This window comes from Clostridium sp. CM74B_53 (assembly GCF_036318045.1).
Lineage (GTDB): Bacteria > Bacillota > Clostridia > Lachnospirales > Lachnospiraceae > Pilosibacter.
This window is the reverse complement of sequence record NZ_JAWQDE010000004.1, coordinates 95,708-108,805: the sequence shown is the minus strand read 5'-3', so window position 1 is coordinate 108,805 and position 13,098 is coordinate 95,708. Positions and strand designations below refer to the sequence as shown.

The following is a 13,098-nucleotide window of genomic DNA, read 5'->3' as shown; positions in this document are numbered from 1 at the left end:
AGTTACCCTTTTTCATTTATTGTAAAACAGCGCCCCATGGATTGCCTCCGATATCGTATAGCTCAGAAAATCCACCCGCTCATCAATATCGTGCGGAGTCACATACATGGGACCAAGATCCGGTTTTAAAAGTTCCTTGACGAGTTCAAAAGCCTCCTCAACCCGGAGCATTTCCGGTATCATCCGCTTTTCCTCTCTTCTCCGGGGCTCTTCCTTCGTCCATTTTCCACCGTTTTTTCGCGTTTCCTTATCTTCCTCTGTTTCTTCGGTCTTGATTGCTTCTTTCTTCGTTTTTTCTTTCTTTGTTCCTTTCTCCTCATCACCGGATCCGCATTCCACCCGCTCTCTCAGCATCTCCGTCATCGCCCCGACCGTGTCGTACACGATCGCCGCCGCCCCGACAACCATCGGAATCCCGATCGCAAAGACCGGGATCCCCAGCGTCTCCTCCGTCAGCCCGCTCCGGTGATTTCCGACCCCGGATCCCGGTCGGATCCCCGTATCGGCAAGCTGCACCGTGACTCCGAGTCTCCCCGCACTCCTGGCCGCCAGCGCATCCACAACGATAACGGCATCCGGCTCTGTCTCCCGCACGATCCCCTTTACGATCTCCGCCGTCTCCATCCCCGTCTGCGCCATGACTCCCGGTGTGATCCCACTCAGGATCGGATATCCATGCTTCCAGCAAAAATCCGTCCCGTACTCCATCGCCAGATGCCGCGTCGCCTGGAGATGCTCCAGCACCTTCGGTCCCAGCGCATCCGGCGTCGCCTCCGGATTTCCAAGCCCCACGACCAGCGTCCTCACCGGCCGCTCCATCCGCTCCGCCTCAAGCCCATGATCCACAAACATCCCCCGCAAAAGCCCCGATAACTCCTCCGAGACCTCCCTGTGGTAATCCTCGTCCTTCTTCGCAAGCGACGGCGCATCCAGCGTCAGATACACACCGACCGGCTTTCCGAGCGCCTCTTCCCCTCTCTCATCACACACCAAGACCTCCGTCACCCGGATCCCTGCGTCCGCCGCTTCCCACTCCCGCATCCGGACCCCCGCGATCTCACTCCCGCTCTCCCAGACCCGATGCCGCTCCTCGATCGCCAGATCCGTCCGCACCACAAAATCAACATCCGCCTGCCTCATAGCATCTTCTCCTTCCTACCCACGAAAAGTAAACATTCTCAGTTATAGTGCCTGCGCACTATAACTCGATTTTGCCGATGCTTCGCATTCCAAATCGGCAAAATCCGCGGTCTCCACTGTATCATACGGAATTTTCAGTTCTGAAAATTCCTACCAAAGAAAAGTAACCAGACTCAGTTATAGTGCCCGCGCACTATAACTCGATTTTGCCGATGCTTCGCATTCCAAATCGGCAAAATCTGCGGTCTCCACTGTATCATACGGAATTTTCAGTTCTGAAAATTCCTACCAAAGAAAAGTAACCAGACTCTCTTATTTTTCTCTCGAAAAAAGCAATTTATGTATTGACATCCTGGGAAATATTCGCTAGAATGTAATAGTATGTTTACATTGAACTGTCCGTGTCCAGGCTTTGATGCAAAACAAACAGAGATAATTTTTAAAATAATATGGAGGTGTACAGATTGGCTAACATCAAATCTGCAAAGAAAAGAATCGTAGTAGCAGAGACAAGAGCTGCTAGAAACAAAGCAATCAGATCCAAAGTGAAAACTTTCGTTAAGAAGGTAGAAGCTGCAATTACTGCTGGCGACAAGGCTGCTGCACAGGCTGCACTTCTTGCTGCTACAAGCGAGATCGACAAGGCTACTTCCAAGGGCGTATATCACAAGAATACCGCTTCCAGAAAAGTATCCCGTTTGGCTAAAGCTGTAAGCGCAATGGCTTAATTATCATCGAACTGGATTATTACGCATAAATAAAAAAGAACCGCTGATTCCGAGGGTGTGTCGGAACCGGCGGTTCTTTTTTTCACTCCCGCCACTACACAGCGCAGGTATGGCTTCAGACTCAGGCGCCTGATTCCGGGGGCTTTGGCTTCCTCTTGGCTCGCGGGAAAATGCGTTGGAGAACAGAGGGCACTTGTCTGAGCGCAGCGAGTTGTGCCCTCTGTTCTCCGCCCTTAGCATTTTTTCGCAAGCCTAGAGGAACCGCCCCAGAAATCCACTCGCGCCTGTGGCTGAAGCCATACCTGCGCGTCCCCTCGCCAATCCAACACCCAGCGCCGGTCTGCCTTCAGACTCAGGCGCCTGATTCCAGGGGCTTTGGCTTCCTCTTGGCTCGCGGGAAAATGCGTTGGAGAACAGGGGACACTTGTCTGAGCGCAGCGAGTTGTGTCCCCTGCACTCCGCCCTTAGCATTTTTTCGCAAGCCTAGAGGAACCGCCCCAGAAATCCACTCGCGCCTGTGGCTGAAGCCATACCTGCGCGTACCTTTCGCCAAGTTTCTAAAGCTAACTTTCCGCCATACCTACCGATACTTCCTAGCGATCAACAACTCCACCGCCAACCGATCCGACAACCTCCCCGTCTTCACCGATTCCTCCGATTCCACACAAAACTCCACATACGAAAGGATCTGCTCCCGCGAAAACGCCCTCGCCTGCGCGATCAGCTTCCCCGCCACAAACGGCGGCACCTTCACCTTCGAAGCGATCTCCCCCTTCTGGGCGCCCTTCCCCGCAAGCTCCTTCACCTGCAGAAGCTGGTTAAACTGCTTCGCGATCAGAAACATGATCCTCATCGGCGGCTCCTTCAAAGTCAGAAGATCCTCATAGAGATCCATTGCCTTCCTCGTATTCCCCGCGACGATCGCCGTCACCATCTCAAAGATCCGGTTCGTGACATGAACCGTCCCGACCGCCTCGACGTCCTCCTTCGTGATCACCTCGCGCCCCATCGTGTAGCAGATCAGCTTCTCCAGCTCCATCCGGATATTCTCCATATCATCCCCGGTCCGCTCCATAAAATACTCCATGACCTGGCGAGTGATCTTCTTCCCGTCCTTTGCGAGGATCCCCGCCGCCCAGCGCATGAGCTGATCCGCATCCTGCTTCTTTAACTCTGCCGCATATCCATTGTCCTTGACCTTCTTATAAAGCTTGTTCCTCTTATCGACCTCGCTCTCCACAAAGACCATGCAGGTCGATTCCGGGATCTCCGCGATATAATTCACAAGCTCCTCCGGCGCACTGTTCTTGAAAAATCCGCTGCCGTCGACCATCACAAGCCGCCGCTCAGCAAAAAAAGGCATGGTGTCCGCGAGACTTATGATCTCCTTCACGTCCGGCCCCTTGCCCTCAAAATAGTTGTAATTCATCGTGTCATCCCCGGCAATCGCCTCCCGGAGACGCTTTTTATAACTGTTCACAAGAAACGGTTCATCCCCAAACAGCAGATAGACCCGCTTAAATGTTTTCTCTTTGATATCCTGGTTTAATGTCTGCATAACCGCCTCCGTGAACTGTACATTTGATCATTTTCTGCCATCCATTCTATCAGAGATGCCACTGCCGGTCAAGCTGCGCCTTTTCCCCTGTCACTGGCCCCTGTCGCTTGATATACGAAAAGCGACCATATTGTTACAATATGATCGCCCTTTTTCGTTGCTCTATTCCCAACCTGTTCTCAATGCTTTCTCAGCACATACCCCAGCCTGTCCACATCGAAATTGATCACCTGCTCCGCCGGAAAATCAAGTTCCTTTAACAGCACCATCGAATCCTCAAAATGTCCGATCTCATAGCAGATATGGCTGTCCGTCCCCATGAGCACCATGGTGTGATACTTTTTGCATGCCTCCAGGACCTTCCTGATATTTTTCGGTCCGTTGATCCTCGTCGAAAGCGGATTTAACGACCCGTTGTTGAGCTCGATGGCCGTATGGTTTTCCGCAGCTGCAGCCGCAACCTCATCCGGATCGATCGGATACCGGTCATCATCCGGATGACCGATGACCGTCACATTCAGGTTCTCGGCAGCGCCCACGAGCGCCGCCGTATTCTTCACGATCCCAAGATTTGCGATACACGGCGTATGAAGACTTGCAATGATGTAATCCATCTTTGAGAGGATCGGCTCCTCCACATCGATGGAGCCGTGTTCATCAAAAATATTCGCCTCGATCCCGTTCACCAGGCGGACCCCGTCCACCTCCTTCGGGATCACCTTAAATACATCCATGATCCATCATACGGTCAATCGGACATATGTGACTTATGTAATTTCTTTTCGTATATGCCGCACCTTGGTTCCTCTTCACATGGATTCCCTGCAGCGTCTTTGCTCCCGCCGCGGCCGGCTTATCGTCGCGGCCGGCTTATCATTTCTCCCGGATCATCGTCCGCACCCGGATCTTCTTTCCATCCGTCCGGATCATGACGGCGCCGGATTTTCCGGTCTCGAGGATCTCAGAACCGGCTTCTTTCAGTCGTTCCTTCACTTCCGGTGCCGGATGGCCGTAGCGGTTCTTTCTTCCATAGGAGAGCACTGTGATCGACGGGGACAGGGTTTCTATAAACCTTTCCCCTGAGGATGTCGCAGAACCATGGTGGCCGGCTTTTAAGACCGTCACAGGAGTCAGGATCCCGGAATCCAGAAGTATTTTCTCCCCGCTTTCTTCCATATCTCCCGTGAGAAGCAGCGAAAACCGTTTAAGTGTCAGGCGAAATACCAGGGATTCCTCATTCCGGTCTGCGAATTCCGTCTCCCCGTCCGGGGACAGGCATTCCAGCTTCATTCCTTTTCCCGGAAAATCTTTCCATATATCGCCGCGTTCGGCATAAAACACAGGAATCCCCTGCTTTTTTGCCAGCTCCGCCATCGTCCCGTAGATCTCATCTGTTCCTGCTTCCGGCATCATAAGACCGCCCACCGTGATCCCCGATTCCGGGTGTTCTAAAAGATACCGGATCCCGTTGATGTGGTCCTGGTCTCCATGGGTCATGACGGCAAGATCCAGGTGCGCCACACCCTGACTCTTGAGATACGGGACCAGCGTCTTCTCCCCGACCGTCTTCTGCTGGCTGCTGCCGCAGTCCACAAGGACTGCTTTGTCGGATGAACGCAGAACGATCCCGTCGCCCTGCCCGACGTCGAGGAATGTGACGGAAAGACCTGCGGGGCGGGATGGGAAAAGGAAACAGAATGCGGCGAGCCAGCAGACAGTAAGACCGAACAGGCGCTTCCTTTTATCGAACTGCATTCTGCATTTTCTCTGATGTTCCAATTGTCTGACTGATTTACAGACTCTCTTTCTGATCATGTTTTTTTCTGAATTTTCTGTTTTTTGTCCGTCCGCCATTTCTACATCTTTTTTTCCAATCTTTCCTCTGTCTTTTTCTCCTCTTTCCCAACCGTTTTCTGCCATCATTTTCCCAAATTTTTCCCAGGTTTTCTCTCCCCGCTCATAGATAACCGCTCCCAGGATCAGACATCCGTAATAAAAACCGATCTTCCACACCTCCGGCTGCCCAAAAATGAGCTCCGCCCCCGGAAGCTTTCCGGTGCTGCTGCAGACGAATTCATAAAAACGCAAAATATAATGTGCGCCTCCGAGCATGGCGCTCCCCACCGATATTGATAAAAAGGACAGACCAAGTCCAAGAAATCCCGATATGACCACATACGTCATCAGCGGGATCACGATAAGATTTAAGAACACCCCGTAGAGCGGGATTCCAAAAGAATGCCAGAGAATGACGGGTGCCGTCACCATCTGGAGTGAAAGACTTGTAAAAAAGGCGGACGCCGCCGCAGAAGACCGTTCCCCCGCAAAAATTTTTTCCCCGCGAGCCGAAAACAATCGTCCCGGGTAGACTAACGATGTCACAGCGAGAAAAGAGAGCTGAAATGAGGCCTGCGTCAAAAGAAAAGGATGAGCGAGCAGGAGTCCCACAGCCGGAATGCACATCGCCGTCGGAAGATCGTAGGTCCTCCCAACAGCCGCTGCCAGAAAGGAGAGCAGCGCCATCGAGACCGCCCGTACCACAGAGGCACCGGAGCCCACCATCATCCCGTAGACGCAGAGAAAGCCGCCTGCACCCACTCCCGCAAACCAGAATCCTGCCCCGCCTTTCCGGAATATTTTCCAGATTCCGAGTCCGACGATGGAGACATGAAGTCCGCTGATCGCCAGAAGGTGGGAAATCCCGTTTTTCCGGTAAAGTTCATAGACGGCACTGTCCAGATCCTCTTTCTCCCCGAACAGGACCGCCGACAGGATCCCGGCATCCTCCGGGAGTGCAATCGTCTTTAAGCGTTCCGAAAGAGATCGGCGGATCCGGTACAGGCGATCGGCGATGATCCGTGTTTTTCCTCCGGTCACCGCATATCCGTCCGCGTAGACGATCCCGGAGATCCCCCGGGACCTGCAGTACAGACGGTAATCGAACCCGCCCGGATTTCTCGCCGGATCCGCAGCCTTTCCCTCTCCAAAGACACGGATCCTTTTTCCTGCAGAAAGTGACTCTGAATTCCATCCCACACTTTCACTTTCATTTGTTTCTGCTTCCACGATCTCAAGGTAACATAAAACTCTCCGGAATCTCCCCACCAGTCCGCCGTTTTCCTCTTCCGAGGTACAGTCCCCGAGAACAACCTCCAGCGTCCCGTCCTTCTCCTTCACCGACCGGACGGTCCCGTTTAAAACCACTCCATCCTCCTGTTCCTCCAGAAAAAATCCCTCTTCCCGCAAAAATGCCGCCTGTTCCGCCTCCATCCTGAGACTCCCCACAGCCAGTCCCGCCATAAAAAGAAGGACTGGCAGCCTGTATCTGCTCTTCCGGCGCGCAAATGCGCACACCAAAAAGAGCAGCCAGACTGCCAGTCCAAAAATGATCTGCTCTGCCGGGATCCACAGGTTCAGTGCCTCTCCAAGTACCAATCCCCCTGTCACACACAGCAAAGGTCTTTTAATCGTTTTTTCCTCCTGCGATATAATCGTAGTTTCGTTCAAACACCGTGCTCAACGGGATCTGGTCCCGGAACACATCGTCTTGGGACCCGTTGATCCGGATCTGCACACGGCTCACCGTGGAAAGTTCCGCGAGGGAATCCACGATGGAATAGATCGGAATGTATGCCGCCACATCCAGACTGCTGTTCAGGAACGCCGCATTAAAGTTGATCGAGCAGACGGAATCGTTGACGGACACATTCAAAAGCTTTACATCCGACGGGATCGTCGCGTAATGGCCGAGCTCCTGCGGTCCCTCGATCAGCTGCTCCACGATCAGACGTTCCAGAGAAGTATTGCTGTTTTGCATGACTTCCCGTTTTTCTTCCACCAGCTGATCCCCTGTCTCGTTGGCAAAATACAGCGTCAGCTCGGTCCGCTCGAAGGAGTTGACATCCCGGATACTGTCCACGAAATCTGACGCCGACAACATCCCGACCGGGTTTCCGGCTGCATCCGTGATCGGCTGCTCTGCACAGTAGATGCTCAGATACTCGATCCCCGGGATCTGGGTCAGCGTCTTTGTGAGAGCCGCCCGGCACAGGATCTCCTGCACGGAATTCATCAGCGCATAATTGGCATCCGCGTACAGGTACAGAACATTTCCTTCGATCCGATAGGTGATCTTTTCGATCCGCTCCGGCAGTGCTCTCTGACAATCGAGATCCGCCGGAACATTTCCCATCTTATCGAGCAGCTCCCGCACCAGCGCGTCTGTATCCGCCGTTTCCGTCCGGTACTCACTCCCGACAAGCTGGATCCCGGATGCGTTTAAATAGTAGATCGTATAGGCATTTCCGCTCTGCTCCACAGCTTTTTCCCCTGTACAGCCGCTCAAAGCAAACAGAAGTGCGAAGAGGAGAAAAAATGCCCGAATCTTCAACAATTTCTTCATTTTTCCCTCCTACGGAATATAGATGAGCGGGATCCGCACCATGAAGGTGCTTCCCTCTCCCTCGACGCTGTCCACCCGGATCGCGCCGTGATGCATCAGGACCACGCTTCTCGTGATCGCGAGTCCGAGGCCGGTACCTCCGGTCTCCCGGGACCGCGCCTTGTCCACGCGGTAAAAACGCTCAAAAACTCTTTCCTTAAATTCCGCAGGGATCCCGATCCCGGAATCTGCCACTTTCAGATAGAAGAACTTATGGTCAGCATCCAGCGTTACCCGGACCCAGCCATCTTCTTTGTTATACTTGACCGCATTCTCCACAAGATTGTTTATCGCCAGTGAGAACTTCACCTCATCGATATCGGCCGTGACATCGCGCTTACTCTCAAAGATCAGCTCAATGTTCCGTTTTCTGGCGATCGGGCGCAGGCGCTTTAAGACCATCTCGATCAGTCCGTTGATCTGGACCTGCGTGCAGGAAAGCTCCGAGGATGCCTTGTCCATCCGCACAAGAGTCAGAAGATCATCGATGATCTTGCTCTCCCGGTCGATTTCGTCCGAAATATCATGCATAAATTCCTGGTAAAGCTCCTTCGGCGCGTCCTCCATTCCCATCAGGGAATCCGCCAGGACACGGATCGACGTGATCGGGGTCTTGAGCTCATGGGAGACATTGGAAACAAATTCCTGCCTCGACTGATCCACAGCCTTTAGCTTCTCCAGCGTCTTATTGATCGTCCCGGAGATCTGCTTCGTCTCCCGGTATGCTTCCTCGTTGACATCCTCATCCAGATTTCCGTCACCCGCGCGCCGGATCGACGCGATCAGCGTTCCGAACGGCTTCATGATCAGGTGAACTGACAGGATTGTCACGATCAGTACGATGACGAAGATCATCATCTCGTACAGGGATGCCTTATCTTTCAGGCTCTCCTCCAGGCTGTACATGCTCTCCGTGGACGCGGTAACGATCATCACTCCGGCTGTCTTTCCCGTCGTGATCGTTCCCGTCTCCTGCTCAAATTCCGGGATCGGGATCGCCAGGACGAAGTAATGTTTCAGACTGTCGTACCGGCTCGTGTTCTCTCCCTGGAAACACCGGATCACCTCGTCCGAGATCAGCGTCTTTCCGTCAGAGATCGCGAACGTATCCTCAACGATCTTAAAGCCGGAATTTACGATCAGGATCCGCCCGCTGAAGATATCCGACAGGAGCGATAATTCTGTGTCGATGGCCGCATTATCCAGCGCGGAGTTTGTGAGGTATCCGCTTCTCGACATCTTATTGCTCAGGATCTGACACTGGTTCTGGACATCGATGATTCTGCGCTCCACCTGCTCCTGCCGCGAGGAGCGGGCGAGGATCCGGCTCTCCACGAGGAGCGGGATCATACAGAATAAAACAGTCAGGATGATCAGAGGAAGTTTGACGCTCGGCGTATGTTTCCGGTAGATCTCCCGGATCCGTTCCCTAATTTTTCTCATGTTCCTCTTCCATCTTTCTTGTTGCCGTCAGCGCAAGGCTGCCCGGTCCGATATGGCAGGCAATGCTCAGGGAAAGCGGTGCCAGATAGATATCTGCGTCCGGGAATCGCTCTTCCACTTCCTTCTTAAACTCCAGAGCCGCCTCCTCGTTGTCCGAATGGGCGATCGCAAGGTGGCAGTCTTTGCACTCACTGTCATGAAGTCTCTCATCCAGCTCTTTCTGGATCGCATTCATCATCAGTGTCTTCGCCTGCTTCATCGTGCGGGCCTTTGCAAAGGAATCCAGCTTTTCTCCCAGGATGATCAGGACCGGCTTGATCCTTAAAAGTGTGCCGAGAGCCGCGGCCGCCGGTGTGATGCGTCCGCCTTTTTTCAGGTATTTCAGGGTGTCCACCGTGACAAAGATCACGGAATCAGCCGCTGTCTCCTCCAGGCACTTTTTGATCTGTGCGCCGTCCATTCCCATATCTGCCAGCATCATCGTGTCCTTCACGGACTGATACTGGGTCACGGAGATCCGGTGATTATCAACGACAAATACCTTTCCCTCGTACTCGTCCTCTCCCGCCAGCATCATTGCAGTCGCGCAGGATCCGGAAAGTCCGGCGGACATCGGGATGTGGACGATCTGATCATACTCTTTTAACAGTTCATCCCACAGTTTCATGATGGAGTCCGGTGTCGGCTGTGAGGTCGAGATATCGGAATTGTCCTTCAGCCTCTGATAAAACTGCTCCTGGGTCAGTGTAATATCCTCATAATACGTTTCTCCATCTATCATAAACGGCATCGGCAGGACCGTGATCCCCATCTCTTTTGCCTGTGCCTGGGTGATCCCGCTGTTGCTGTCTGTAACAACTGCGATCTTCATACAAAATTTCCCCTTTCTGTTTCTCTTCGCCCGTTACTATATCATACGGATTTTTCCATTCAGAAAATTCCTACCTTTGAAAAGTAACCCTGTCCCGCTGCGTTTTTTCTTTTCTTCCACGCAGACAGACCTTCTTCTTATTTTAACCGATTTCCTATATAAATGGAAGTCCAAAACTACCCAAACTGTGGACGAATATTCAAAAATATGATATGCTGAGCAGTAAGCGAGTGAAAAATATGCTTGCATGTTTGGCACGAGCGGCGAAGCCGATTACGGCAGCTGCGCAGCAGCGCTTAGCACGAAGTGCGAGCCGTAATATGTTTGAGCAGTAAGTGAGTGAAAAACATGCTTGCATGTTTGGCACTTTATTTTAAATTCTGGAGGGAAAGGTTATGCCTTATTGTCCGAAATGTGATATGGAATTTGTTGAGGGGATCAAGATCTGCAGCGACTGCGGCGGTCCTCTCGTGGAATCAAAAGAAGTCGCTGACGCGATGAAACAGAAAGAAAAAGAAGAACAGCTTGCCGTCATGGCGCAGGAGATGGATCCGTTCTCCGGTGAGATGGCCAAAACAGAAGACGCGGATCCCGACGAAATCTCTTCCGCCAAAAAGAAGCCGGCTGACGAGATCGTCCATGCCTACGTCGATAAAGGGCAGCGCTACGAGGACATGAGCTCCTCCGCATCCGCATTTTTCCTGGTCGGCGGGGTTCTCGCCGTGGGAGCAGCGCTCTGCCTTCTCGGCGTCTTCCATCTCCCGATGGAGGGATTCCAGAAATACATCTTTGAGGGGGCACTTGTCATTCTCGCCGTCGCCAGCCTTGTCGTCGCCGTCTCCTCAAGGAAACGCGCCGCCGAGTTAAAAGTGGAAGCCGACGACGAAAAACGGGAGACTCAGGAGATCATCGACTGGTTCTTAAAGAATTATTCCGCAAAAGAACTCGATGAGCAGCTCTTGATGGAAGATCCGGATCTTTCCGGTGAAGAGCTGAGTCTCAAGCGCTTCGAGCTGATCCAGGATTTTCTGATCACCGGCCGCGATATTCCGGACCAGGCCTACGCAGATTCGCTGTGTGAGATGCTGTACGCGAAGCTGTATGATGAGTAATTTTCCATTAGACAAAAAGGACTGTCTGGCTGATAATTTTTCAGTCAGACAGTTCTTTTATTTGATACTTTTCATGGTAGGAATTTTCTGAACTGAAAATTCTGTATGATACAGTTCTGGCCGCGGATTTCCTACCTGTCTTTTTCACCATTTCGGATATGACTCGTCACACGCTCTGCTCTACTCAAATTTCACGATTTCCTTCTTTAACCTCATCATGATCTTCTTCTCGAGCCGCGAAATATAGGACTGCGAGATTCCCATGAGATCCGCCACCTCCTTCTGGGTCATCTCCGCCCCGTCCTGGCGCTTTAGGCCGTAGCGCAGCTCCACGATCTTCCGCTCTCTCGGACTCAGCCGGCCCACCGCATTTTTCAGGAGATCCTTTTCCACCTCGTCCTCCATGTCCTTGTAGATCACATCCTCATCGGTGCCAAGGATATCCGATAAGAGCAGCTCATTTCCATCCCAGTCCACGTTTAACGGCTCATCGATGGAGACCTCCAGCTTCATCTTGCTGGTTCTCCTGAGATACATGAGGATCTCATTCTCGATGCATCTGGACGCGTAAGTCGCCAGCTTGATATTCTTCGTCGGATTGAACGTATTGATCGCCTTGATGAGACCGATCGTCCCGATAGAGATCAGGTCTTCGACCCCGACGCTCGTGTTGTCAAATTTCTTTGCTATGTAAACGACCAGACGGAGATTGTGTTCGATCAGCTCTGATTTTGCCTCTTTTTCCTCCTCCGTTCCAAACTTATTTAACGCCTCCGTCTCCTCCTTCAAGGACAGCGGTGCCGGGAGGATATCCGCGCCTCCGATATAATGGATTTCCCCGCGCTCCGGCCGGATCATTGTCCGGAATCCCATCACTTTTTTTAACCGAAACCGGTTTGGCATAGAAATTCTCATGATCATACTCATTTTCTCCCTTTCATAACTTATCAGTGAAAAGACTTTCCGGCAGGATCATCGTAAAATCTTTTCTGAAAAACAGCGGTTCCTTCGAGACAGCCACGACCGGTCTGTCAATCCGGACACTCCTGTTTTCTCCGTCCATGATCTCCATCCGGTCGAACAGGATCCCCGGAAGCATTCCGCTTTTTGTCCCTACCGCCCGGTACGGGATCATCAGGACGCCTGCCGGCTCGCTCCCAAACTCTTTCGCATCTGCCGCTGCGATAATGCTGACCGGCTTTCCCGTCACAGGTTCCACGAGACGGTTCCCGGAATCCTCCATCGCGGTAAACTCCTTCGATCTTCCGTTCAGGAAAAGTCGGACCTGATACCTCATTTTTCCGATCACCGGCCGCTTCACGAGCGCCTCCGCAAAGAAGCGGACTCCCGCACAGAAAAATCCCATAAACAGAAGACTTTTCCACCCGGTGAGAAAGCAGCGCTCCCGCAAGACCGCAAGACCGCTCTGCAGGATCCCCGCTGACAAGACCAGCAGCCCAAGCTCCTTTCCCCTTTGAAAGAACGCTTTTTTCCATCCGGACACTCTTTTTGGGGGAAGCGCAGCCGTTATAATCAAAAAACCGTTTATCAGAACTTTTCCGCTTTCCCAGAAAATCCAGACCGCCAGGCTTCTTCCCGTAATCCGTGCTGCGATTCCTGACAGCTCAAGGCAGGAAACTGCGGTCCCGCAAAGTCCGCCTGCAATTCCCGCCGCCAAAAGCCGGAAAACAGAAATCTTCTTTCTCCCGAGCACCGCCGCCAGCCACAGGATCAAGACATCCCGGTACGCCTCTTCCAGAAAAAAGAGATCGGCGTACCATTCATATTCCACCGGGATTCCCCCT

Annotated in this window: 11 protein-coding genes; 2 read left to right on the top strand and 9 right to left on the bottom strand. The window is 52.6% G+C overall.

Annotation, left to right across the window (positions count from 1 at the left end; translation table 11 throughout):
• Positions 1-12 precede the first annotated feature (12 nt).
• The gene (gpr, locus tag V2546_RS04735) at positions 13-1,140 is read right to left on the bottom strand and encodes a GPR endopeptidase (protein ID WP_329751683.1); all 1,128 of its coding nucleotides are present in this window, start codon (positions 1,138-1,140) and stop codon (positions 13-15) included.
• Positions 1,141-1,604: 464 nt separating this feature from the next.
• Between gpr and rpsT the strand changes: the two genes are divergently transcribed.
• Positions 1,605-1,868: a 30S ribosomal protein S20 gene (gene rpsT / locus V2546_RS04730; protein ID WP_021905348.1), complete on the top strand. Its 264-nt coding sequence runs from the start codon at positions 1,605-1,607 to the stop codon at positions 1,866-1,868.
• Positions 1,869-2,448: 580 nt separating this feature from the next.
• Here rpsT and holA read toward each other — a convergent pair.
• From holA to V2546_RS04700, 6 genes are all read right to left on the bottom strand, one after another.
• Complete coding sequence (gene holA / locus V2546_RS04725; protein ID WP_329751682.1) at positions 2,449-3,426, bottom strand: DNA polymerase III subunit delta; 978 nt, start codon at positions 3,424-3,426, stop codon at positions 2,449-2,451.
• A 179-nt stretch (positions 3,427-3,605) separates the two neighbouring features.
• On the bottom strand, positions 3,606-4,160 hold the full coding sequence (locus V2546_RS04720) for a phosphatase (RefSeq protein ID WP_329751681.1): 555 nt from the start codon (positions 4,158-4,160) through the stop codon (positions 3,606-3,608).
• A gap of 139 nt (positions 4,161-4,299) precedes the next feature.
• On the bottom strand, positions 4,300-6,861 hold the full coding sequence (locus V2546_RS04715; RefSeq protein WP_329751680.1) for a ComEC/Rec2 family competence protein: 2,562 nt from the start codon (positions 6,859-6,861) through the stop codon (positions 4,300-4,302).
• 28 nt (positions 6,862-6,889) lie between these two features.
• Positions 6,890-7,828: a GerMN domain-containing protein gene (locus V2546_RS04710; protein WP_118299017.1), complete on the bottom strand. Its 939-nt coding sequence runs from the start codon at positions 7,826-7,828 to the stop codon at positions 6,890-6,892.
• Positions 7,829-7,837: 9 nt separating this feature from the next.
• Positions 7,838-9,310 (bottom strand): sensor histidine kinase, encoded by a 1,473-nt coding sequence (locus V2546_RS04705; protein WP_182426776.1) that lies wholly within the window; start codon positions 9,308-9,310, stop codon positions 7,838-7,840.
• Positions 9,297-10,181 carry a DegV family protein gene (locus V2546_RS04700; RefSeq protein WP_329751679.1) on the bottom strand — a complete coding sequence of 295 codons (885 nt, stop codon included), beginning with the start codon at positions 10,179-10,181 and terminating at the stop codon, positions 9,297-9,299. Before V2546_RS04700 ends, V2546_RS04705 begins: the two co-directional genes overlap by 14 nt.
• A 395-nt stretch (positions 10,182-10,576) precedes the next feature.
• Here V2546_RS04700 and V2546_RS04695 point away from each other — a divergent pair, with 395 nt between their 5' ends.
• On the top strand, positions 10,577-11,293 hold the full coding sequence (locus V2546_RS04695; RefSeq protein WP_215703329.1) for a hypothetical protein: 717 nt from the start codon (positions 10,577-10,579) through the stop codon (positions 11,291-11,293).
• Between the two features lie 180 nt (positions 11,294-11,473).
• On the opposite strand, the gene sigE is transcribed toward V2546_RS04695, so the two are convergent.
• On the bottom strand, positions 11,474-12,214 hold the full coding sequence (sigE, locus tag V2546_RS04690) for an RNA polymerase sporulation sigma factor SigE (RefSeq protein WP_329751678.1): 741 nt from the start codon (positions 12,212-12,214) through the stop codon (positions 11,474-11,476).
• Between the two features lie 16 nt (positions 12,215-12,230).
• Positions 12,231-13,085 (bottom strand): sigma-E processing peptidase SpoIIGA, encoded by an 855-nt coding sequence (locus V2546_RS04685; protein ID WP_329751677.1) that lies wholly within the window; start codon positions 13,083-13,085, stop codon positions 12,231-12,233.
• Between the last annotated feature and the right edge of the window lie 13 nt (positions 13,086-13,098).